Here is a 23,386-nt window from a genome sequence, read left to right as displayed (position 1 = left end):
AGATGCTCGGGACAAGCCCGAGCATGACGGAGGAGAGGCGGTTGCCTTTTGTTGGTTATTCCGCCGCAGGTGGTCTAGCAGCTATGCTCTAACGGCGCCGAACATCTCGATACGCATCCACGGCCTTAAAAAATGCGGGCGGTAAAACGTCCCTGGCGGGATGCGCATTTGCCAGCTCCTCATCCGTCATCTCAGGAAACTCCACGGCATCCCAGTCCGCTTTGGCATAGCCACGCCCAGGCTTGAATTCCTTTGACTTCGGGGCTTCTGCCATAGAGGTTTCCTCAGAAAGCGCCTTCCCATTCCGCCATCGCCGCAATAACAGCCGGCAGGTCCTGCATGCGCGAAATCACCGTTTCCGCGCCCGCATCCGTCAACCGGTCGGCGTGGCTCGGATAGGTGTGGGATGCGCCGGTGAAGCCGATGACCCGCATGCCTGCGGCTCTCGCACCGTGGACGCCATGCACGGAATCCTCGATTACCACGACGCGGTCGGGGGAGACGCCGAACTGTGCTGCGCCGTGCAGGAAGATATCCGGCTTCGGCTTCACGCGGTCGGCGCCGAGATCCTTGGCAGAGTAGATATGCGGGGCAAAATAGGGTTTCAGGCCCACCTTCGTCAGCATCATGTCGAGGCGGTGGCTGGAGGAATTCGAGCAGATGCAGCGCGGCGTCGTCAGGCGCGATAGCGCGAACTTGACGCCTTCGATAATCTTCACGTCGCGTTCCAGCCGCGCGTCGAGCAGCTTTTCCGACTTGTCGAGCAGGGATGCGGACAGCGGGATGCTGGCTTCGCTTTCCACCTGCAGGAGGATGTTCTTCCAGGTCATGCCGGCGAAACGCTCACCCATTTCCTCGACGGAGATCGGATAACCGGCCTCGGTCAAAAGGCGGGATTCCACCTGTGCTGCTATGATTTCGGAATCGACCAGAACGCCGTCACAGTCGAAAATAATGAGATCGAAGCCGCTCATGGGCGCTCCCTGTATCGAATTTGCTTGGAAGAAAGTGATGCCGGGGCTTTTAGCCCAAGTCCGCGCCAAGCTCAACCGGTTGGCCCGCAAGGGTCGGTCCCATCAGGCTCATAGCTTGGATTTGGCTTTGCGCGTTTCCTGCGTGCAAAAACCGCTACACAGATCAGCGCCGGATGCGTTATGGGATGTTATGCCCAAGACAGCGAAAACCAGACCCGAAGATACCATTGCCGCACGCATCAGCCGCACTCTGGCTGATCGCATCGTTCGCGGTGAGCTGTCGCCGGGTGAACGTCTGAGGCAGGATCACATTGCCGCCGAATTCGGCGCATCGCATGTGCCGGTGCGCGAAGCGTTCCGCAGGCTGGAGGCGCAGGGCTTGGCCGCCAGCATTCCGCGCCGCGGCGTGCGGGTCGCGGATTTCGGCCTCGCCGATGTGCGCGAAGTCGCGGAAATGCGCGCCGCACTCGAGGTTCTGGCGCTGCGCCACGCCATTCCCAACATGACTTCAGCCATTCTCGATCAGGCCGAAGCAGCGACGTTGGAAGGCGACAGCGCCGTCGACGTGCAGCACTGGGAGGAGGCCAATCGCCGCTTCCACCGCCTCATCACCGCGCCCTGCAACATGCCGCGCCTGATGGAGGCGATCGACGGTCTGCATGCGGCGAGCGCCCGGTTTCTGTTTTCCGCCTGGCGGGCCGGTTGGGAGCGCCGCACCGATACCGATCACCGCGCGATCCTCGACGCATTGCGCGGCGGCCGTGCGGAGGAGGCGGTGCGTATCCTCGACGGCCATGTGCAATGGATCGGCCGCAAGGCGATCCGCACCTCTTCCGGCTCGGTGCACGATGCCTTCGCGATTGTCGGATAGGCCGGAGGCTATCAGCTGCGCTGCTTTGGACTCCGCCGGAAAAGTCGGTTATCGATATCCGCCCGCGATGACGATCCGCGGTTTGCGAAGGGAGCATGGATGGCAGCTGATACGGCGAAATCACGGAGCAGATTTTTCCTCTGTCCGCTGATCTGTTTCCTTCATCGGAAACGCGCCCTGTGACGGTCCGCCTTCGCCCCCATCACCTTCTCTGCATGCTGACCTATGTCGGGAAGGGTTACACCTCCGGTTTCGTCGAAAATTACGACCGTGTCGCCGCCCGCCTGAATGCGGGCGAGGAGGATATCGAGCTGGTGGACGGTCCTGACGATATCTGCGTCGGCCTGTTGTGCGAGAGCCATGCCCACTGTTTCAACGAGGGCGTTGTGCAGAGGGACGAGGCGGCCCGGCTTTCTGTTTCGACGCTTTTGAACGAGACAATCACTGCCGGAAAGCGGCTGCGGGCAACGCCGGAGCTGCTGGCGAAAATGCGTCTGGCCTTCGCCGCCGGAGACATCCGGCAGGCCTGTCGCGGTTGCCAGTGGATAAGGCTGTGCGATCGTATCGCGGCATCAGGGTTTGCCGGCGTGAAGATTGGTGAGCCGCCGGCGCGCCAAACCGGGCAGCGGCTTGCACCTACTCCGGCACATTCGTCTCGGTTCTCTCGGCGGCCTTGACCGTTGCCTTGATTTCCTTCGGGTCGCGGCCGGATTTCTGGTCATAGCTCACCTTCACCGAATAGTCGCCGGGATGCAGCGTCTCCTGATGCCGGGTGCCGTAACGGCCGGAAATTTCCTTTTGCGTGCCCTGAAGGTCTTTGGTCGTTTCGACGATATCGATCCGCTCGGCACCCGGCGCCGTGATCGCCAGAACGCCCGCATCGAGGTTGAGATTGATTTCGGTGCGTTTTCCCGCAGTTACGGTGAATGGTTGCTCCACCGTGACCTTGCCCAGACGCGCACGCATCACGAAATCGCCAGCGGGCATTTTCATGGTCTTGCCGGTGCCGTAAGTGCCGTTGATGGTCTGGCGGGTGCCATCAAGCGTCTCCTTGGCGGAAAGCGCCTCGAAACGGATGTCGTCCGTCTCCACCGCCTTGCCGCCATCGGCATAGACCGCCTTGGCGACGACTACGCCGCTCGGGATGACAAGCTCGTGGCTGATCGTTTCGCCCGCCTTGATGGCAAGGGTTTCCTGCGCGCGGGCCGGGCCGATGCTGCCGGTGAGGAGGACTTCGCCCGCCGGAACGAAGGTCGCATTCTGGCCGTAGACGCTGTCCTTGAAGTCACCCTTGGTGATTTCGGTTTTCGCCTGGCTTTCCACATCGCCGCCGGGGCTGCGTTTCGGAACCACCGTCAGTTCCGCCGCGTCGAAATTGACCTTCGGCCTTGCGACGCTTCCGTCCTTCACCTCGAAGGGTATTTCGCGGCGGATGTTGCCCAGCGCCGCCACACCGACATATTTGCCCGCGGGCAGCTTCGCCTCGAAAGTGGCGTCGTAGGACCCGCCGGCATTGACATCGCTGCGCGCTCCGGCCCGGTCGGCCTTGTAGAAATCCCACCGCACCCTATCGCTGTTGCCGAGCGAGGGGCCGCCATCGAACAGCACCGCATCGGTGACGACGTTAAATTGCGCCGCCGGCTGCTGCGCCCACAATGGTGACGGCAGCGTGGCCACGAGGAGAGCGGCGGAAATGATTTTCGTCATGGACCCCATTTGCGATTTACCCCCTGAATTGCCGGTCTTCCTGCCGCACCAATATGCGAAACAGGACGACCCGTTGTGCACAACGTTTTTGCGCGACTTCAGGTTCCCCGCCCGCCGCCGCAAATCCGGCGAAGAGGGCGTAATTGCCATTTATTTTGCATTTTCCGTGACTTGTTCAGGCTTTGATAACCATCTTCGGTAACCATAAGCGTCAGTAGAGAGTAAGCGTATGGAGCGAGTACCAATGGCAGCAGTTTTTCCGCTGGCCGATTTTCGGCGTGCCGGTTTTGATCGTGCGGGCGAGAGTGACGCCTGGAAAGACAGCATAATCAAAGGTGATTGTGTTGCTGCCTTGGATGCCCTTCCGAGCCAGTCGGTGGATGCCATATTCGCCGATCCGCCCTATAATCTTCAGCTTGGCGGCACGCTTCACCGGCCCGATCAGTCGCTGGTCGATGCCGTCGATGACGAGTGGGACCAGTTCTCCTCCTTCGAGGCCTATGACGCCTTCACCCGCGCCTGGCTGCTCGCCTGCCGCCGCGTGCTGAAACCGAATGGCACCATCTGGGTCATCGGCTCCTATCACAACATTTTCCGCGTCGGCTCCATGCTCCAGAACCTCGATTTCTGGATCCTTAACGATATCGTCTGGCGCAAGACCAACCCCATGCCCAATTTCAAGGGCCGCCGGTTCCAGAACGCCCACGAGACCATGATCTGGGCGAGCCGCGATCCGAAAGCCAAGGGCTACACCTTCAATTACGAAGCACTGAAGGCATCCAACGACGATGTGCAGATGCGCTCCGACTGGCTGTTTCCGATCTGCAGCGGCCATGAGCGGCTGAAGGGCGACGACGGCAAGAAGGTGCATCCGACCCAGAAGCCGGAAGCATTGCTGGCGCGTATCATCATGGCTTCCACCAAGCCGGGTGACATCGTGCTCGACCCGTTCTTCGGTTCCGGCACCACGGGTGCGGTTGCAAAACGTCTCGGCCGCCACTTTGTCGGCATCGAGCGTGAACAGGATTATATCGACGCGGCCTCTGCCCGCATCGCCGCCGTCGAGCCGCTCGGCAAGGCGGAACTGACCGTCATGACCGGCAAGAGGGCCGAACCGCGCGTTGCCTTCAACACCCTGGTGGAAAGCGGCCTCGTCCGCCCCGGCCAGGTTCTGACGGATGCGAAGCGCCGTTATAGTGCCATTATTCGTGCCGATGGTACGGTTGCATCCGGCGGGACCGCTGGCTCCATTCACCGCCTGGGTGCAAAGGTGCAGGGTCTCGACGCATGCAACGGATGGACGTTCTGGCACTTCGAGGATGGCGACCAGTTGAAGCCAATCGACGATCTGAGAACGATCATTCGTAGTGAACTGGCAAAGGCCTGACAGTCAAAAGCCCAAAAGGCTGAAGGCAACGATCCACCGCCCGCCATTGTCAGCATACGTCTCCGTCCGGTTTAGTACCTTCAGTCCCGGATGGAGAACGACCAACGCCCGGCACCTCGGTGTCGGGCGTTGGTATATTCGCACATCTAAATTTAGCTAGACAAGTTTCGCGCAAGAGAACGGTCATAAAGTCTGACGCAAAGCAATGGTTGTGAAAATCCGGTTCGGAGATTCACGAAAACATTGCTGTCCCATGCCGCTTGCGGCAGGACTGGCGCAGGCCGGAGACCGCCATTTCCGCCTGCGCCAACTTTCTTTTTAGGCCTCCGCGCACTTTCATCAGCCCTTTATGGCGGCCCGCGCGGCCAAGACGAATTCCCCAGCCTTAACAATAGATGTCCTGCGCGTTACGGAAGATTAACGTGACGCTATACATGGCGGGGAGTACATATTCTTCCAGGCTGAGTGTCGCCGGCGATTAAACAGGATCGCGACGCGACGATGCGAGACAGCCGGATTCGTGGGCCATTACCTGCGATGAACAAGGAGGCGTGCCATGCGCTCGCTTTTCAAGACAGTCACAATAACAGCCTTCATTCTGGCGGCCGCCACGGGCGGCGCTTTCGCGGACGGACATTCGCACGGTGAGCATTCCGGCTCCGGTGGAATGCATGGCGAACGCTCCCACGATTTCGACCGGGGTGGGAGACATTTCTTCCGCCATAACGATGACGACATGTTCATGAATGATATGTCCATGAACTATACCGCCCCTGCTGCTTACGGGCAGAGGCCGCATCTGGTCCGTGTACTTCATGAGCTTCGTGTCGCCGACCACCGGATCGATTTCGAACGCCAGCAGGCCAGGTTGAGCGCGAGCGCTTTCAACAGGCTCGAAAATGAATCTTCCGCAATCCGTACCCAGGCGCTGAAAACCGCCGACATGCATGGTGGCTATATTCCCATGAAGGCATTTGCCACGCTCCAAAGCGAAGTCCGGCAACTTGATCGGAACATCGTCCGCATGAGCTGACCTGGGCACGAACCCGCTCTCCCGCCTTCAGGATTGACCCCAAGGGCTGCGCGGATTTCGAAAGAACGATTGGAAACTCAAAAACCATGCGCCTGAACGGCTGAATGGGGTGCGGCTCAGTCTGCTCCCCTGACGGCCAGGGCCGTGGGCAAGTCCCTGAAAGGAAAAACGTCATGCCCAGTATTCTTCGCAGATATCGCATCGCAGCTTTGCTTGGTGCAGCCTTTATTGCCGCACCGCTTGCGATGCCTATTTTCCTGCACAACACGCCCGCTTATGCCCAGGCCGGATTATCGGCCGTCCCCGGCCCGGTAACATCCGGCGGTTCCTTCGCGGGTATCGTCGCCGCCGACAAACCGGCGGTGGTGACGATCACCACTGAAATGAAAACGCAGAAGCAGACGACGGACGATACCACCCCGTTCGAGGAGCAGTTTCGCCAGTTCTTCGGTGAGCAGGGTATTCCCCTGCCGCAGCAGCAGCCCAAGCAACAACCGTCGCAGCAGACGGAGGCACTGGGATCCGGTTTCATCATCTCGCCGGACGGCTACATCGTCACCAACAATCACGTCATCGACAATGCCACCTCCATCAAGGTGACGCTGGATGATGGCACGGAGCTTCCCGCCACGCTTGTCGGCGCCGACGCGAAATCCGATCTCGCCGTCGTCAAGATCACGTCGCCCAAGCCCCTGCCGGTCATTTCATGGGGTGATTCCGACAGGCTTAAAACTGGCGATCAGATATTGGCCATCGGCAATCCGTTCGGCATCGGCACCACGGTCACCGCCGGCATCGTTTCGGCCCGCGGCCGCGATCTGCACAGCGGACCCTATGACGACTTCATTCAGATCGACGCACCGATCAATCACGGCAATTCCGGTGGCCCGCTGGTCGATGTCGAGGGTCAGGTGGTCGGCATCAATACCGCGATCTATTCGCCAAACGGCGGCAGCGTCGGTGTCGGTTTCGCCATTCCGTCCGATCAGGCGCAAAAGGTCGTCGTCCGCCTGATGAAGGACGGTTCGATCCGGCACGGCTTCATTGGCGTCCAGATACAGCCGGTGACCTCGGATGTGGCCAACGCAATCGGACTGGCGACGGCGGAAGGTGCACTGGTCGCCAAGGTTGAAACCGATACACCGGCAGGCCGTGCCGGCATAAAGACCGGTGACGTGATCACCGCACTTGACGGGCAGGCGATCAAGTCCCCGCGCGACCTGTCGCGCATGGTCGCCGATCTCTCGCCCGGCCAGAAGGAGCATGTCACGGTCTGGCGGCAGGGAGAGAATAGGGACCTTCTTGTCACCGTGGGCGGAAACGACCCCAAGAGCGGGCAAGCTTCCGCCGATAACGGTCAACAACAGGGCGGTGCCTCGTCGCAATCCCTGCCGATGATCGGTCTGGGGCTGGCTGACATAACGCCAGCCGTCCGTCAGGCTCTCAACCTGCCGAAGGGCGAGACCGGAACGGTGGTTGAAAGCATCGCGCCTTCGAAACCAGCCGCCAATGCCGGCCTGCAGGTGGGGGATGTGATCGTTTCGGTCAACCAGACCGCGGTGAAATCGGCAAGCGAAGCCAAAGCGGCCATTTCGCAGGCTGGAAAAGCCGGGCGCAAATCCGTTCTGTTTCTGGTTCAGCGCGGCGATTCGCAGACCTACCTTGCCGTGCCCTTTGCAAATGGCTGAAACCTGAGTTCCGGAAGAACTGAACGAGAAAGGGCAGCTCCGCCGGAGCTGCCCTTTCTGTCATTCTCAGGCATCTATCCCGTAGGCCCGCAGATCCTGCCTCAGCTTTTCCGCGCCGGTAAAATGCACCGCCTGCCAGCCGGCCGCCTTGGCGCCGTCTACGTTGGCGAGCGTATCGTCGATGAAGATACTGGCGGCGGGATTGAGGCCGAATTCCTTGGCGTGCAGATCGTAGATCGCCACATCCGGTTTCAACAGTTTCACATCGCCAGAGACCGTCACGCCGCGCGGCAGGGTGAGGAAGGGGAACATTTCCTGCGCCTCGCGAAAGGTGTCGGAGGCGAAATTGGTCAGCATCGTCACGTCGTGGCCGCTATCGATCAGACCCGTCATGATCGCGACGCTATCGTCGTAGGAAGGCGAGACCATCTCGTGCCAGAACTTGCGGAAGGCGCGGATGTGCTCTTCCCGCTCGGGAAACCGTTCCATCAGCAGCGCCTCGGCGTCTTCCCAGCGGCGTCCGCGATCCTGTTCGAGGTTCCAGTCATGGGTGCAGACGTTTTCGAAGAACCATTTGCGCTCGTCGGCATCGGGAATGAGACGGCTATAGGGAATATGCGGATCGTAGTGGATCAGTACCTTGCCGATGTCGAATACGATATGCTCAATCTTGGTCATCGAAACTTCCTGCTTTCATCGAATGCGGATGGAATAGCTTGGGCGATGACTTTTTTCATCACCGTCGGCAAGGCTTGTGCGTCAAGATTTGTAACCGGCTCCCACCATCCGTCATCCGGGCCTGTACGAAGGCCGTCCGGCACCTGCGCACGGTAGACCGTGAGCCGCAGTTCGAAATGGGTGAAGACGTGCACGATGATACCCGCCGCCTGCCAGGAGGCGGCAAAGGGCGCATGGGTTGTGTCCGTGCCGCCATCCAGCCGCGCGGTCCATGCCGTTGTCGGCACCTCGGTCATGCCGCCGAGAAGGCCGCTTTCGATGCGCCGCCGCAGCAGGATTTCGCCGCTTGCATTCACCGCCACGAAAGCCGCTCCCAGCCGCACCGGCTTTGCCTTCTTCGCGGCCTTGACCGGAAAACGCTCCGGCTCGTCATGGGCAAGCGCAAGACAGCAACCGTTGAACGGACAGAGCGCGCAGGCTGGACGCTTGGGCGTGCAGATCGTCGCGCCGAGATCCATCATCGCCTGGGCGAAATCACCGGGACGGTCTGCGGGCGTGAGTTCAGCCACCTTGGCCTTCATGGCGGGTTTCGAACCGGGCAGGGGCGCATCGATGGTAAAAAGGCGGGAAATGACCCGCTCGACATTGCCGTCCATCACCGCCGCCTGCCGGTTAAAGGCGATGGCCGCGACGGCCGCAGACGTATAGTCGCCGATGCCGGGCAGTTTCTTTAGGCCCTCTTCGGTATCAGGAAAGACACCGCCATGCTCTTTCGCTACGGCTTCGGCGCATTTTTTAAGGTTGCGGGCGCGGGCATAATAACCAAGCCCCGCCCATGCGGCCATCACATCCTCTACCGGCGCCGCCGCCAGATCGTTGACATCAGGCCAGGCGGCGAGGAACTTCAGGAAATAGGGCTTCACCGCCTGTACCGTCGTCTGTTGCAGCATGACTTCGGACAGCCAGACATGATAGGGATCGGCACGTTTTCCTTGTGTCGCCATGGCCGGAGAGGTGCGCCATGGCAGCTCGCGATGGTGTCGGTCGTACCATGCGAGCAGCATTTGCGCCTGAGGCGCCGGGGCGGTTTTTTGAAGCATGGTTTGCCGTTTCTCTTCGATTCGGCCTATAGTTGGGCCATTCATACCGACCTATCAAGCAGCTCCGGGCCTGTCCGGTCCTGAAACCCGAGTGAAAAATGCGATATCCACGCAAAGGCGTCATCCAGATCGCCGAAATAGCCAATGGCATCATGGATCCCCTCCTGTCGAAACGGGCGGGTATCAACACGGCGCTGCTCGGCTCGTGGGACGAGATCGCCGGGGATGACTTTGCCGATTGCACGCGGCCTGAAAAGATCACCTGGCCGCGCCGCGACGAAGGACCGGATCGCGGCGGTTACCAGCCGGGCGTGCTGACGATCGCCTGCGAAGGTGCGCGTGCGCTGTTTCTCACCCATGCGCAGGGCGAACTGATTGCCCGCATCAACGGCTTTTTCGGCTTCCCGGCCGTGCGCCAGATCAGGATCGTGCAGAAGCCGGTCTCGCAGCCGGTTACCCGTAGACGAAAGCCGCCGCCGTTGCGCGGCGATGCGGCAAAGCGCCTTGACGACATGATGGACGGCATAGAGAGCGAGGCGCTGCGCAAGGCGGTGGAAAGGCTCGGCACGGCGGTGATGCAGAAGAAACCACCGCGGTCGGGTTTGAAATAGGAAGAAATTTCACCGGCGGTTTATGGCTGGGCGGAAAATAGAATTTCATTCTCTATTTCAATTTGTTGGCCGCCTATTTCCGAATTACTCCATGGTCCAAAGGAGTATGCGGATGGAAATCAAGGAAACGGCTGAAATGTGGGTCCTGCGCATGGCCAAGCGCCTGCGGATACCCGACGTCAGACACGCGGCTGCCGAATATGCGCCGATAATAGAAAAGCAGATCGCCGATTATGGGCTGGAGGCTGAAGGCCCGTGGCTTTTCATTTCCCGTAATCTGCCGAGAGACAGTAAAACCCTCTTCGATTGGGAAATATGCCGATCGGTAAGAAGGCCTGCGCAGCCTGACGAAGCAATGGAGCTTCATCACCTCGAACCAATCATGGTTGCAAGCGCGGTGCATCAGGGATCGCTGAGATCGTTGTTTACCAAGGGATATGCTCCGCTGGTCGCGGAAATAGAAATGTCCCGTCACCATTTCTCAGGCGAAAGCCGTGAAATTTATCACGGCTGGAACGGCCATGGTTCATCTTACCACAATATCGAAATACAGTTTGGGCTGTCCCGTTGAGGTCACGAAAGGTATCCGCTCGCTGCGACCATTGTTCGCGCCTCTGTATTTTGATGCTTTCGCCTTCTCGAAGTCACGATTCTTTGACAATGAAGTTCTAGAGCCCGCTTGTCGTGCTGCCAGTGCTGGTGGTATCGGGTTAGCGAATTGCGCATCAGGCAGTTTCAAATCAACACGGGTGTTTCCATGCCGATTTCCGAATTGAATATTACCAGACGCAGCCTGCTTGGCGGCGTTGCTCTTGCAGCCGTTGCCACGGCGCTGCCGTTTGCCTTCACGCCCGGCCTCGCTGAGGCGGAGGAATTGCCTGAATCCACCGGTGATGTGGACATGGCTGCCGTGTTGAAGCCCGGCCCGCTGCCGGAAGCGGCGCTCGGCGATGCGAACGCGCCCGTCAAGATCGTCGAATACATGTCGATGACCTGCCCGCATTGCGCCAACTTCCACAACAAGACCTTTGACGAGATCAAGAAGAAGTACATCGACACCGGCAAGGTCTACTTCGTTATCCGCGAATTCCCGTTCGATCCGCGTGCGGCGGCTGCCTTCATGCTGGCGCGCTGCGCACCGGAAGGACAGTATTTCCCGTTCGTTTCCATGCTGTTCAAGCAGCAGCAGAGCTGGGCCACGGCGCAGGATGCCCGCGCAGCCCTGCTGCAATTGTCGAAAATGGCCGGTTTCTCACAGGAGTCTTTCGAGGCCTGCTTGACGAACCAGAAACTTCTGGATGATGTGAACGCAACGATGCAACGCGGTGCGACGGAATTTGGCGTCAACTCCACGCCGACTTTCATCATCAACGGCAAGAAATACGCGGGAGACATGTCGGTTGAAACCATGTCGGCTGTCATCGACAAGCTGCTCTGATCGCCGAACCCTTAAAGGAACGGGCGGCGGATACTTCCGTTCGCCCGTTTTTTATTGCCGTATTTCTGTCCGGAGCATGGCGGCATGAAGTTCAACAAGCTCCGCGTCGTTGGTTTCAAGTCCTTCGTTGAACCCTCGGAATTCATCATCGAGCCTGGCCTGACCGGTGTCGTCGGCCCGAACGGCTGCGGCAAGTCCAATCTGGTCGAAGCGCTGCGCTGGGTGATGGGCGAAAACTCTTACAAGAACATGCGCGCATCCGGCATGGATGACGTCATTTTCTCCGGTTCCGGCAACCGTCCGGCCAGAAACACCGCCGAAGTCGGCCTTTATCTCGACAATTCCGACCGCACCGCGCCCGCCGCCTTCAACGATGCCGATGAAATTCAGGTGACGCGCCGCATCGAGCGCGAAAACGGCTCTGTCTACCGCATCAACGGCAAGGAGGCGCGCGCCAAGGATGTGCAGCTTCTGTTTGCCGATGCCTCCACCGGCGCGCGCTCGCCCTCCATGGTGGGGCAGGGGCGTATCGGCGAACTCATCAATGCCAAGCCGCAGGCCCGCCGCCAGCTGCTGGAAGAGGCGGCCGGCATTTCCGGCCTGCATTCCCGCCGCCACGAGGCCGAACTGCGCCTTCGGGCAGCCGAGACCAATCTGGAGCGACTGGAGGACGTCACCGCCCAGCTTGAAAGCCAGATCGAAAGCCTGAAACGGCAGGCGCGGCAGGCCAGCCGCTTCAAGATGCTGTCGGCGGATATCCGCGCCCGTGAGGCGACCCTGCTGCATATTCGCTGGGTGGAGGCCAAGGAAGCGGAAGGCGAAGCGGAAAGCGCGCTCAACCAAGCCACAAACATCGTTGCGGAAAAGGCGCAGGCGCAGATGGAGGCGGCAAAGCAGCAGGGCATTGCCAGCCTGAAGCTGCCGGAACTGCGCGAGGATGAAGCGCGTGTCGCCGCCGCCCTGCAACGCCTGCAGATTGCCCGCACCCAGCTGGACGACGAGGCGAACCGCCTGTTGCGCCGTCGTGATGAGCTGGCGCGCCGTCTCTCGCAACTTGGCGAAGACATCGTCCGCGAAGAGCGGCTTGTCTCTGACAACGCCCAGATCCTTGCACGGCTCGATGAGGAAGAGGCCGACCTTCTCGAAATCCTCGCCGATTCCGGTCGTCATGCCGAAGAGATGCGCGAAGCCTTCGAGGCGGCTGCTGCCAAGCTCACCGAAAGCGAAACCGTTTTCACCGCCATCACCGCCGAACGCGCCGAAGCCGCAGCCGGGCGCCAGCAGCTGGAACGGGCGATCCGCGAGCTTTCCGACCGCAAGCTCCGGCTGGAACGCCAATCACAGGAGGCATCCTCCGAGATCGACGCCGTCGATGAAAAACTCTCCGGACTTCCCGATCCCTCCGAGCGCCGCGAGGCGGTGGAGGCTGCCGAGATCGCGGTCGAGGATGCGCTGATCGTGGCGGAGGAGGCCGAATCCGCCGTTGCCACGGCACGTTCCGCCGAAGCGCTGGCGCGTGGACCACTGGAAACGGCGAGAAACCGGCTGAACGCGCTGGACACGGAAGCGCGCACCATCACCAAAATCCTCGCTTCCAGCGCTGCCGCCAATGGCAGCTTCACGCCGGTGGCGGAAGAAATGACGGTGGAGCGCGGTTTTGAGGCAGCACTCGGTGCAGCCCTTGGCGACGATCTTGAAAGTGCTCTCGATTCCGCCGCTCCCGCTTATTGGGCAGGCAATGGTGATGGTTCGGGCGACCCTGCCTTGCCTCAGGGCGTGAAGCCGCTGCTGAATTACGCGCAGGCGCCGGGTGCTCTCCAACGCGCACTGGCCCAGATCGGCATTGCAACCGATACTGCCGAAGCCCTGCGCCTGATGCCGTCGCTGAAGCCCGGCCAACGGTTGGTGACGCGCGAGGGCGCGCTGTTTCGCTGGGACGGCCATATCGCCAGTGCCGACGCGCCGGGAGCCGCCGCCCTTCGTCTGGCGCAAAAGAACCGCCTTGCCGAAATCGAGACCGAACTGGACGAAGCTCGTTTCGGTCTGGAGGAGGCCGAAGAGCAGCTCTCCATCAGAACCGACGACATCAGAAGCGCCGAATTGCGGCTTTCGGAGGTGCGCGACAGAAGCCGGTTGGCGACACGTCAGCTTGCCGAAGCGCGCGAGGCTCTGACCGTTGCCGAACGCGCCTCGGGCGATCTCCTGCGCCGTCGCGATATCGTTTCCGAAGCGCTGAACCAGATCGGCGCGCAGATCGACGAGATCGTCGTTCAGGGAGAAAACGCCCGTATCGAAATGGAAGACGCGCCCGATCTTTCCGCCCTTGATCTGCGCCTGCGTGAAAGTCAGCTTGAAGTCGCCACCGATCGTGGCCTGCTGGCGGAAGCGCGCGCCCGCCACGAAGGGGTGAGCCGCGAGGCGGAAAGCCGCCAGCGCCGGCTTCAGGCAATTGCGCAGGAGCGCTCCACCTGGGCATCGCGGGCCGCCAGTGCCGCCGATCATATCGCCACCCTGCGTGAACGCGAGGAAGAGGCGCGTGAGGAAATCGCCGAGCTGGACATAGCGCCGGAGGAATTCGACGAGAAACGCCGCAACCTCCTGACCGAACTTCAGAAAACAGAAGATGCCCGCCGTACGGCCGCCGACCGTCTGGTGGAAGCGGAAAACCTGCAACGCGCTGCCGACCGGGTTGCGACAACGGCGCTTTCCGAACTGGCCGAAGCCCGCGAAAAGCGTGGACGCGCCGAAGAACGTCTGGTTTCCGCTCGCGAGAAGCGGCAGGAAACCGAACATCGCATCCGCGAAACGCTGAATACCGAGCCGTATATGGCGCTGCGCCTGACCGGCCTTGGCCCCGACCAGCCGAAGCCAGATATTCGCGATGTCGAGCGCGACCTCGACCGGCTGAAGATCGAGCGCGAGAGGCTTGGCGCGGTCAATCTGCGCGCGGAAGAGGAGCAGGCGGAGCTTTCCGCCAAGCTCGCGGCGCTCATCAAGGAGCGCGACGACATTATCGACGCCGTGCGCAAGCTGCGCGCCGGCATTCAGAACCTCAACCGCGAAGGCCGCGAACGGCTGATTGCCGCCTTCGATGTGGTCAATTCGCAGTTCCAGCGGCTTTTCACCCATCTGTTCGGTGGCGGCACGGCGGAATTGCAGCTGATCGAATCCGACGATCCGCTGGAGGCAGGGCTGGAAATTCTCGCCCGTCCGCCCGGCAAGAAGCCCCAGACCATGACGCTGCTTTCCGGTGGCGAGCAGGCGCTGACGGCCATGGCGCTGATTTTCGCGGTCTTCCTCACCAATCCCGCGCCGATCTGCGTACTGGATGAGGTGGACGCGCCGCTGGACGACCACAACGTCGAGCGCTACTGCAACCTGATGGACGAGATGGTGGCCTCCACCGAAACGCGTTTCGTCATCATCACCCACAATCCCATCACCATGGCGCGCATGAACCGCCTGTTCGGCGTCACCATGGCTGAACAGGGCGTGTCGCAACTGGTGTCGGTGGATTTGCAGACCGCCGAACAATTGCGCGAAGCCGTCTGACACCACAACCCCGGTCATTGCGAATTTATATGAAGGCATCACCCATTCGGGTGAGCGACAATGCGCGGCGTTTTGCTATGTCTTTTTGAAAGCAATCAGGGTTATTTCCAGACCCCCCATCCGGTTTCCTGTACCCGGATGGAATGCCTTGCGAGGCTGCTGTCGCGGCCTCGCAAGGCTTTCTTATGGGTGAGCCGTATCGGCAAAATTGAGGCCATGGTTTTGTGACCGGAATTGCGTGGACGAGGATCCCCACCTCCGTCATACCGGCCTTGAGCCAGTGTCCTTTCAGCCCAAGCCCTTGGGCTGAAAGGACTCTTCTCGCCGCGCAGACGCGCGTCGGCTGGATTCCGGCTCAAGGCCGGAATGACGGATGGAGGGGACACTACGAACCCCGGTAAACGCCGAACTTGCCATAGCTGCCGATCGTGTGGAGCGCTACCACCCACTCACACCGGCACCAGCCGCAGCCTTGTCCCCCATGGATCAATCGCTTCCACGACATTGTTTTCCATCTCCACCAGCACGTAACCGGCGGCCCGCAGCCTTGTCTTTTGCGCTTCAAGGTCGGTGGCATTTCGGACGGTGAGCGAAAACCAGTCGAGGCCGGTTTCGGTGGCGTTGCGTTGCTTCGCGCCGCGGCTGTTCCAGGTATTCACCGCCAGATGGTGATGATATCCGCCCGACGACAGGAAGGATGCATCCGAACGTGCATCCTGCGTCGGTTGCAGGCCGATGGCCTCTTCGTAAAAGGCGCGGGCGGTGGCAATCTCGCCGACCCGCAGGTGAATATGGCCGATGCGCATCCCCGTGGGTGCGGCTTCGTAATCGCTTTTCTTGGTGTCGGTCAGTGCCACGAGATCATCGACGTCGAGCGGTTCGGTGCCCATTTTCACCACGCGGCCGTTCCAGACCCATGTGTCCTTCGGCCGGTCGCTGTAAACCTCGATGCCGTTGCCTTCGGGATCATTGAGATAGACCGCTTCGCTGACATTATGGTCGGCAAAGCCCGTAAGCGGCACTTGCCGCAACGCCGCATGCACCAGCCAACGCGCCAGATCCTTGCGGCTGGGCATCAGATAGGCGATGTGGAACAGGCCGGCGGAGGTCGGGCTTTCATAATCAGCCGTCGGTTTGTGGACGAGATCAAGCAGCGGAACGGTGCCGACGCCGAGTGTCACACCACGCGATGTGCGCTCCACCTCGTTCAGCCCCAGCACGGAGCGATAATAGTCGATCATCGGATCGAGATCGCGGACCCGAAGCGCCGCCTGGCCGATATGCATCGGGGTCGTCAGCGCAAAGGGAAGGGCCGCACCGGCATTTGGGACGGGCGAACCGCCTTCTGCTCTCAGAGCACCGGCAAGGGCGGTGGCGGCGCAAGAAATTCCGGCAAATTTCAACGTGTGACGGCGAGTAAATTGCATGAATAATCTCTTTTGGGCGATGTGAATGGCTTAGGGAACACTCCGTTTCTCCGCACTACACGAATGCGTCAGTAAAGCTGTTATTTTGCTTTTGCGGCAATTCTGGCGCGCAATTCGCCGCAATTATGCTGCACTGCGATGTAAACTGCACGTTGCGGCGTTTCCAACATGGCAGCAATGCTGTAGATGATAGAAAAATGACAACGCTTCTGGGTGGAGAGCGTGGAATGAAAAAGTGGGTTTATACCTTCGGCAACGGTGCTGCCGAAGGAAGGGCAGGTGACGTTGCTATATTGGGCGGCAAGGGTGCAAACCTTGCCGAAATGGCAAGTCTCGGCCTTCCCGTCCCCCCCGGTCTCACCATTATCACCGATGCCTGCGCGCTCTATCACAAGAGCGGCCGCGATCTTCCCGAAGAGCTGAAACTGCAGGTCATGGCCGGGCTTCATGGTATGGAGACCGTGACCGGCAAGACATTTGGCGGCAGCCAGACGCCACTGCTTCTGTCGGTCCGATCAGGCGCGCGCGCCTCCATGCCGGGCATGATGGACACCGTTCTCAATCTCGGTCTCAACGACCGCACGGTGCAGGCGCTCGGCCACGATGCGGGTGATGCCCGTTTTGCCTGGGACAGCTACCGCCGTTTCATCCAGATGTATGCCGATGTCGTCATGGGCCTCGATCACGAGCTGTTCGAGGAAATTCTCGAGGACGAAAAAGGCCGTCTCGGCCATGAATACGATACCGATATGTCGGCGGTCGAATGGCAGCACGTCGTCTCGCTTTACAAGCAGCTGATCGAGGACGAGCTGGGGGAAGCATTCCCGCAGGACTGTCACGTCCAGCTCTGGGGCGCAATCGGCGCGGTCTTTGCCAGCTGGACAAACCATCGCGCGGTGACCTACCGGCATCTGCACAATATTCCCGGCGACTGGGGCACGGCGGTCAACGTTCAGGCCATGGTCTTCGGCAATCTCGGCTCGTCCTCGGCAACCGGCGTCGCCTTCACCCGTAATCCGTCCACCGGCGAGGCGGAGCTTTACGGCGAGTTCCTCGTCAACGCCCAGGGTGAAGATGTGGTGGCGGGCATTCGCACGCCGCAATCCATCACCGAGGCCGCGCGGCTGGCGTCGGGTTCCGACAAGCCTTCGATGGAAAAGCTGATGCCGGAGGCTTTCGCCGAGTTCATCGCGATCTGCAAGCGGCTGGAGAACCACTATCGCGAGATGCAGGATCTGGAATTCACCATCGAGCGCGGCAAGCTCTGGATGCTCCAGACCCGTTCCGGCAAGCGCACCACCCGCGCCGCCATGAAGATCGCCGTCGATATGGTCGAGGATGGGCTGATTTCGCAGGAGGAGGCTGTCTGCCGCATCGAGCCATCCTCGCTCGATCAGCTGCTGCACCCGACCATCGATCCCGGTGTTTCCCGCCCCATCATCGGCTCCGGCCTGCCGGCCTCTCCGGGAGCGGCAACCGGCGAAATCGTCTTCACCTCGGAAGAGGCGGTTGCGGCGGAGGCCGAAGGGCGTCGCGTCATTCTGGTGCGCATCGAAACCAGCCCAGAAGATATTCACGGCATGCATGCCGCCGAAGGCATTCTGACGACGCGCGGTGGCATGACCAGCCACGCCGCCGTGGTGGCGCGCGGCATGGGCATTCCCTGCGTCACCGGCGCGGGTTCCATGCGTGTCGACATGCGCAACAAGGTGCTGATCGGCGTCGGCTGCATGCTGAAACGCGGCGATGTCATCACCATCGACGGCTCGTCCGGCCGGGTGCTGAAGGGCGAAGTGCCGATGACGCAGCCGGAACTGTCAGGCGATTTCGGCAAGCTGATGCAATGGGCCGATGGTCTGCGCCGCATGACTGTGCGCACCAATGCCGATACGCCGGCCGATGCGCGTGCTGCCCGCGCCTTCGGTGCCGAGGGTATAGGCCTTTGCCGAACCGAACATATGTTCTTCGAGGGCGACCGCATTCATGTGATGCGCGAGATGATCCTTGCTGAAAGCGAAAAGGGCAGGCGGGCAGCGCTCGACCAGCTATTGCCGATGCAGCGTTCGGATTTCACCGAACTGTTCCAGATCATGCACGGCCTGCCGGTGACGATCCGCCTGCTCGATCCGCCGCTGCACGAATTCCTGCCGAAGACGGATGGTGAGATCGTCGAGGTGGCCGCCGCCATGGGTATGCCGCAAACGGTGTTCCGCCAGCGGCTGGATGCGCTGCACGAATTCAACCCTATGCTCGGCCATCGCGGCTGCCGGTTGGCGATTTCTTATCCCGAAATCGCGGAAATGCAGGCGCGCGCCATTTTTGAAGCCGCCGTTGCGGCGGCGCGCATGACAGGTGCGCCGGTTGTGCCTGAGATCATGGTGCCGCTGGTCGGCCTCCGGTCAGAGCTTGATTACGTCAAGGCCGTCATCGACACGGTCGCCGCCGAGGTGGCGGAAGAGACCGGCATGACGCTCGAATATCTGACCGGCACGATGATCGAGCTGCCGCGTGCGGCGCTTCGCGCCCATGTCATTGCGGAAGCCGCGGAGTTCTTCTCCTTCGGCACCAACGACCTGACGCAGACGACCTTCGGCATTTCCCGCGATGATGCGGCGCGTTTCATCAATACCTATCAGCGTAAGGGCATCATCGAACGAGACCCGTTCATCTCGCTCGATTTCGACGGTGTGGGGGAGTTGATCCGCATTGCCGCCGAACGCGGCCGCCAGACACGGCCGGAGCTGAAGCTCGGCATTTGCGGCGAACATGGCGGCGACCCGGCCTCGATCCATTTCTGCGAGGATGCGGATCTCGACTACGTGTCCTGCTCGCCCTTCCGCGTGCCCATCGCCCGCCTTGCCGCCGCGCAGGCGACGCTTGCGGCAAAGAACCGGCAGGGTGAGCCCGCAAGCAATGTCGCCTTCATTCCGGTCAGGGGTTTGGTTGGACGATGATCCGTCGTTCCACCACCACCGGCCGGTAGAACATGTCGCGGTTCATCTGCGCCTGCCAGGCGCGGTTATCGGCGCGGCGATCCATGTCCAGATCAAGAAGGCAACCCGCCATCGGGTCGGTGCCGGGGCGGAAACCATAACCCCGGCATGTCGCCTCATCCCGCGCCCGGCGCTCTTCCGGCGTCAGCGTCTGGCAGGCGGTGAGCGCCATGAGGGCGGCAAGCGAACCTAAGACGATGGAAACGCGCATTTTGTTTCTCCCTGGAACATGACAGGCGGACGGCACTTTTATTGCCGCGATTGATACGCCTGTTTTTATGCGGGGAAAAGCCGAGTCCGGGCGGAAAGTTGCATCGGGGTGAGCCATCAGGCTCGCTTGGAGCGCTCCATTTCGGCGCGCATCCAGCTTGAGTCTCCCCAGGTCGATAGCCAGATCATCAAGTCGGTGAGAAAGCCGATAATCGGTAGAAGCAACCTGTGGCCCATGCCGCGCGTCATCTGGTTTTTCTCGGCCTCCCGCAGATGGGCCAGTTCCTGTTCTTGAATAGAGGCAATCAGCTGATGAAGCTCAGGATCTCTCGTCTGCAAAAAGGCCAATTGCTCTTCCAGATGACGGTGAACAGTGCCTTCCACCGCCTCGGTGCAAATCCAGACCATGTTGCGTCCGCCAAGCGCGGTCAAAAAGCCGAGCAGATAACCTCCGAGGCTCCAAAACGCCATCACGCGACAGGGCTTGGCATTTCTTGAAGGCATGGCCTCCCGGAACAGGCGGCAATGATCGATTTCGTCTTCCCGCATTTCATGAAGAGCGGACACGATGTCCGGAAACAGCCGACGAGCCATCCATATCTGTGCTCCATAGATGCGGATAGCGCCAAACTCGCCGGCATGATTGACTTTGAGAATGCGGCGAACGGTAAGAGCCGGATCGTGTTTGCCGAAACTATCGGACATATGAAACATTACCTGCGTGCATGCCCGTTCGGTCGGTCGGTCGTGCCGGTTGCGGTTGGATTGGCTTCCAGTGTCTCCCACAACACTAAACGAATTGCACAACAGTTTTCCGATAGGTGACGCTAGACATGATCGCAGCCGCTCAGCTTTTGATTGCTGGCGGCTGCTTCATGGTGGCATCGCTAAGATGATCGAAATCATCGGTGGCGTTGATCATTGGCAGGAAGGAAGTGGCGTACGGGTAGAAGCCACCTCCAATTGCCTCGATCAGGCGGCCACCGCGTCGCGGTCATCAAGCGCCTCGATGTCCTTGGCGTTGTTATAAACGGCCTCATCCAGAATGCCTTCGCGCTTGGCGACGATGGTGGGCACCAGCGCCTGACCGGCGACGTTGACCGCCGTGCGGCCCATGTCGAGGATTGGGTCGATGGCGAGTAGCAGGCCAACACCTTCGAGCGGCAGGCCGAGCGTAGAAAGCGTCAGCGTCAGCATGACAACAGCACCCGTCAGGCCGGCTGTCGCGGCAGAGCCCAGCACCGAGACGAAGACGATCAGCACATAGTCCTGAATGCCGAGCGGCACCTGAAAGAACTGCGCGATGAAGATCGCCGAAATCGCCGGATAGATGGCGGCGCAACCGTCCATCTTGGTGGTGGCGCCGAGAGGTACGGAGAAGGCGGCGTATTCGCGCGGTACGCCGAGGCTCTTTTCCGTCACGGTTTCGGTGACGGGCAGGGTGCCGATGGAGGAACGCGACACGAAGGCGAGCTGGATTGCCGGCCATGCGCCCGCAAAGAAGCGCGAGGGCTTCAGACCGTGGGCGAGAAGCAACGCCGGATAGACCACGAACAGCACCAGCGCCAGACCGATATAAACGGCCGCCGCATACCAGCCGAGCTGCGAAAGCGTCGTCCAGCCATATTGGTCAACCGCACGGCCGAGCAGGCCGATGGTGCCGATGGGGGTGAGGCGGATGACCCACCACAGGATCTTGCGCACGATGGCAAGCAGCGACTGGTTGAAGGCGAGGAACGGCTCTGCCGCCTTGCCCGCTTTCAGCGCGGCGACACCAAAGGCAATCGACACCACGAGCAGCTGCAACACGTTGAAGTTCAGCGACGTGCTGGCGGAACCGTTGTTGACCTTGGTCGAAGCCTCAAGACCAAAGACGTTGGCCGGGACGAGACCCTTCAGGAAGTCGAGCCAGGAGCCGGTGGAGGAGGGGCGGCCGCTGCCGTATTTGCAATCGCCGTGTTGACGCCCGGCTGGATGACGAGGCCGAGCACGATGCCGATGACCACGGCGATGAGCGCGGTGATGGCGAACCAAAGAAGCGTCTGCCAGACCAGCTTTGCCGCATTGCTGAGGTTCTTGAGATTGGCGATGGAGGCAACGATGGCCGTGAAAATCAGCGGCGGCACAAGTGCGCGCAATAGCTGCACGAAGATGCTGCCGATCGTCTGCAGCGTCACGGAAAGCCAGTTCGCGCTGCCGGCGGCATCAGGACCGATATTGCGCGCAACGAGCCCGAGCAGCAGACCGATGACCATGGCGATCAGAACCTGAAAGCCGAAATTGCGATAAAAGGGTTTTGGCCCGGATGAGCGGGCGGGCGTCGTTGCCTGTGACATGGCTTGTCTCTTTTTTATGCAAGAAAACGAGAATGATGCACGTTTTACACGCATTCTCAAAGGAAGTGACGGAGAATACGCCGATTTCCTCAGCAATTAAGGGATGAGCTTGCGTATTTGTTGCGCTACCGGTGCATTATTCTCTTAAGTTGAGGTGAAGCGGAAAAATATTTCACCATCTCTTCGCCCTCGCTTCTCACGGGGCCGATGCGCCGTGGCTGGATGCCGGATCATCCTCGGGCCTGACCCGAGGACGGGCGTGGCGGAGGCAAGGTTCGCACGCTTTACCGGCAGATCGAACCCGTCCTTTGTTTTCCTTGCCGCAAATCCGGTCTATGACATCATATGCAGGTGATTCCCTTGCCAGATTTCGGGTGCAACGCTTTCAAGCCAATGCGATCTTACGGATATCCGCTTCCATGACAGTGCGTTTCGTCCGGCCTTTTTCGGTTGCTGCCTATCTTTCCCGCTATCTTGGACTAGTGGCGCTTGCGCTTTTTCTTGTCGCCGCCGGCATCCACCGTTTTGGGCCGCTGACGACGCCTGATCTCGTCGGACTGCTCATCATTGCCGCCGGCATTGCGCTGGTGGCGGTGCTTCTGGCGCTGGTTGGCCTAGAACGGCTGTGGACCAAGGGTGCGCGGGGTGGCCTTTCGGCACTTGCGGCGCTGCTTCTGTCGGCGCTGCCGCTCGGCGTCGTCGGTTACGGTGCTTTTCTCTACTGGCAGCAGCCGAAGATTTACGACATCTCCACCGATCTTGCCGACGCCCCGGAATGGCTGGTGCCGCCGGTTGCCAACCAGCAATGGCTGACAAGACCCGCGACCGTTTCCAAAGAGACCCGCGACGCGCAGGCCGTGGCCTATGCGAGCCTTGCCGGCCGCCGCTATGAAGGCGCGATAGACCGCATCTACACCGCCGCCAAAAAAATGGCCGCTGCCCAGAATATCCGCATTACCCATACCAAAGGTGTCATCGGCGCGGTGGAGCCGCCGCCCGTCGTCATTCCCGAACAGGGCAAAACACCGCCCGCCGAGGAATCGCCAGTAGAAGATCTGCCCTCCATCGTGCCGGTTCCCATGGCCCGGCCGCTTGAGGCGCCGCAGCCCACTTTCTTTAACGGCAGCGGTGTGGTGCTGATGCAGGGCGAAACGCGCACGCGCATCTGGGGCCTGCGTTTCGACATCCTCATCCGCCTGAAGGAAGAAGCGGAAACCACCATCGTCGACATGCGCGTGGCCTCCCGTTACGGCCCGCACGATCTCGGCATGGGTGCGGCGATCGCCGAAGCCTATCTCGATGCGCTGGATGCGGAAATGCAGGGGTTGAACGATAATTAGGCTTAGTTTCCGTCATTCCGGCTCAAGGCCGGAATGACGGA

20 protein-coding genes and 1 pseudogene are annotated in these 23,386 nt (G+C 60.7%); 12 read left to right on the top strand and 9 right to left on the bottom strand.

Annotated features, from left to right (window positions below; translation table 11 throughout):
- Nucleotides 1-88: 88 nt before the first annotated feature.
- Together RBH10_RS18950 and RBH10_RS18945 are read right to left on the bottom strand one after the other, a co-directional pair.
- The gene (locus tag RBH10_RS18950; RefSeq protein WP_281037403.1) at nt 89-274 is read right to left on the bottom strand and encodes a hypothetical protein; all 186 of its coding nucleotides are present in this window, start codon (nt 272-274) and stop codon (nt 89-91) included.
- A gap of 10 nt (nt 275-284) precedes the next feature.
- Nucleotides 285-974, bottom strand: a complete 690-nt coding sequence (locus RBH10_RS18945) for an HAD family hydrolase (RefSeq protein ID WP_045018230.1) — start codon at nt 972-974, stop codon at nt 285-287.
- Between the two features lie 190 nt (nt 975-1,164).
- Between RBH10_RS18945 and RBH10_RS18940 the strand changes: the two genes are divergently transcribed.
- Both RBH10_RS18940 and RBH10_RS18935 read left to right on the top strand, forming a co-directional pair.
- Nucleotides 1,165-1,845: a GntR family transcriptional regulator gene (locus RBH10_RS18940; RefSeq protein ID WP_281036136.1), complete on the top strand. Its 681-nt coding sequence runs from the start codon at nt 1,165-1,167 to the stop codon at nt 1,843-1,845.
- 215 nt (nt 1,846-2,060) lie between these two features.
- Nucleotides 2,061-2,522, top strand: coding sequence for a DUF1284 domain-containing protein (locus tag RBH10_RS18935; RefSeq protein ID WP_281037350.1), 462 nt, complete (start codon nt 2,061-2,063; stop codon nt 2,520-2,522).
- Here RBH10_RS18935 and RBH10_RS18930 read toward each other — a convergent pair.
- Nucleotides 2,482-3,561 (bottom strand): hypothetical protein, encoded by a 1,080-nt coding sequence (locus RBH10_RS18930; RefSeq protein WP_281036137.1) that lies wholly within the window; start codon nt 3,559-3,561, stop codon nt 2,482-2,484. The two genes, RBH10_RS18935 and RBH10_RS18930, sit on opposite strands and share 41 nt — an antisense overlap.
- On the opposite strand from RBH10_RS18930, the gene RBH10_RS18925 reads away from it, so the two are divergent.
- From RBH10_RS18925 to RBH10_RS18910, 4 genes are all read left to right on the top strand, one after another.
- Nucleotides 3,539-3,754 carry a hypothetical protein gene (locus RBH10_RS18925; RefSeq protein ID WP_281036138.1) on the top strand — a complete coding sequence of 72 codons (216 nt, stop codon included), beginning with the start codon at nt 3,539-3,541 and terminating at the stop codon, nt 3,752-3,754. The two genes, RBH10_RS18930 and RBH10_RS18925, sit on opposite strands and share 23 nt — an antisense overlap.
- A gap of 42 nt (nt 3,755-3,796) precedes the next feature.
- Complete coding sequence (locus RBH10_RS18920) at nt 3,797-4,939, top strand: site-specific DNA-methyltransferase (protein ID WP_045018221.1); 1,143 nt, start codon at nt 3,797-3,799, stop codon at nt 4,937-4,939.
- Between the two features lie 556 nt (nt 4,940-5,495).
- Nucleotides 5,496-5,972 carry a hypothetical protein gene (locus tag RBH10_RS18915; RefSeq protein WP_281036139.1) on the top strand — a complete coding sequence of 159 codons (477 nt, stop codon included), beginning with the start codon at nt 5,496-5,498 and terminating at the stop codon, nt 5,970-5,972.
- Between the two features lie 173 nt (nt 5,973-6,145).
- Entirely contained in the window at nt 6,146-7,660 is a 1,515-nt protein-coding gene (locus RBH10_RS18910) for a DegQ family serine endoprotease (protein WP_281036140.1), read from the top strand.
- 66 nt (nt 7,661-7,726) lie between these two features.
- Here RBH10_RS18910 and RBH10_RS18905 read toward each other — a convergent pair whose 3' ends face one another.
- On the bottom strand, nt 7,727-8,338 hold the full coding sequence (locus RBH10_RS18905; RefSeq protein ID WP_281036141.1) for an HAD family phosphatase: 612 nt from the start codon (nt 8,336-8,338) through the stop codon (nt 7,727-7,729).
- Nucleotides 8,335-9,438 carry an A/G-specific adenine glycosylase gene (mutY, locus tag RBH10_RS18900; protein ID WP_281036142.1) on the bottom strand — a complete coding sequence of 368 codons (1,104 nt, stop codon included), beginning with the start codon at nt 9,436-9,438 and terminating at the stop codon, nt 8,335-8,337. The genes RBH10_RS18905 and mutY overlap by 4 nt, the downstream gene beginning before the upstream one ends.
- Nucleotides 9,439-9,536: 98 nt before the next feature.
- On the opposite strand from mutY, the gene RBH10_RS18895 reads away from it, so the two are divergent.
- The 4 genes from RBH10_RS18895 to RBH10_RS18880 all read left to right on the top strand — a co-directional run bounded on the left by RBH10_RS18895 (nt 9,537) and on the right by RBH10_RS18880 (nt 15,039).
- Nucleotides 9,537-10,049: a DUF721 domain-containing protein gene (locus tag RBH10_RS18895; RefSeq protein ID WP_281036143.1), complete on the top strand. Its 513-nt coding sequence runs from the start codon at nt 9,537-9,539 to the stop codon at nt 10,047-10,049.
- A gap of 112 nt (nt 10,050-10,161) precedes the next feature.
- Complete coding sequence (locus tag RBH10_RS18890; RefSeq protein ID WP_281036144.1) at nt 10,162-10,620, top strand: hypothetical protein; 459 nt, start codon at nt 10,162-10,164, stop codon at nt 10,618-10,620.
- Nucleotides 10,621-10,806: 186 nt separating this feature from the next.
- A complete protein-coding gene (locus tag RBH10_RS18885) occupies nt 10,807-11,487 on the top strand; it encodes a DsbA family protein (RefSeq protein ID WP_281036145.1) in 681 nt (226 codons plus the stop codon).
- Nucleotides 11,488-11,571: 84 nt separating this feature from the next.
- Nucleotides 11,572-15,039, top strand: a complete 3,468-nt coding sequence (locus tag RBH10_RS18880; protein ID WP_281036146.1) for a chromosome segregation SMC family protein — start codon at nt 11,572-11,574, stop codon at nt 15,037-15,039.
- Between the two features lie 449 nt (nt 15,040-15,488).
- On the opposite strand, the gene RBH10_RS18875 is transcribed toward RBH10_RS18880, so the two are convergent.
- Entirely contained in the window at nt 15,489-16,466 is a 978-nt protein-coding gene (locus tag RBH10_RS18875) for a VOC family protein (protein WP_281036147.1), read from the bottom strand.
- Between the two features lie 227 nt (nt 16,467-16,693).
- Here RBH10_RS18875 and ppdK point away from each other — a divergent pair, with 227 nt between their 5' ends.
- Nucleotides 16,694-19,420 (top strand): pyruvate, phosphate dikinase, encoded by a 2,727-nt coding sequence (gene ppdK, locus RBH10_RS18870; protein ID WP_281036148.1) that lies wholly within the window; start codon nt 16,694-16,696, stop codon nt 19,418-19,420.
- On the opposite strand, the gene RBH10_RS18865 is transcribed toward ppdK, so the two are convergent.
- From RBH10_RS18865 to RBH10_RS18855, 3 genes and pseudogenes are all read right to left on the bottom strand, one after another.
- Entirely contained in the window at nt 19,398-19,670 is a 273-nt protein-coding gene (locus RBH10_RS18865) for a hypothetical protein (protein WP_281036149.1), read from the bottom strand. The genes ppdK and RBH10_RS18865 overlap by 23 nt on opposite strands.
- Nucleotides 19,671-19,786: 116 nt before the next feature.
- Nucleotides 19,787-20,383, bottom strand: coding sequence for a demethoxyubiquinone hydroxylase family protein (locus RBH10_RS18860; RefSeq protein WP_281036150.1), 597 nt, complete (start codon nt 20,381-20,383; stop codon nt 19,787-19,789).
- Nucleotides 20,384-20,641: 258 nt separating this feature from the next.
- Nucleotides 20,642-22,005: pseudogene (locus tag RBH10_RS18855) on the bottom strand (dicarboxylate/amino acid:cation symporter).
- Between the two features lie 419 nt (nt 22,006-22,424).
- Between RBH10_RS18855 and RBH10_RS18850 the strand changes: the two are divergent.
- Nucleotides 22,425-23,345, top strand: coding sequence for a DUF1499 domain-containing protein (locus tag RBH10_RS18850; protein WP_281036152.1), 921 nt, complete (start codon nt 22,425-22,427; stop codon nt 23,343-23,345).
- Nucleotides 23,346-23,386 lie beyond the last annotated feature (41 nt).

The organism is Rhizobium sp. AN73 (assembly GCF_030757975.1).
In the GTDB taxonomy this organism is placed as follows: Bacteria; Pseudomonadota; Alphaproteobacteria; order Rhizobiales; family Rhizobiaceae; genus Agrobacterium; species Agrobacterium arsenijevicii.
This window is presented reverse-complemented; position numbering and strand designations above follow the sequence as displayed.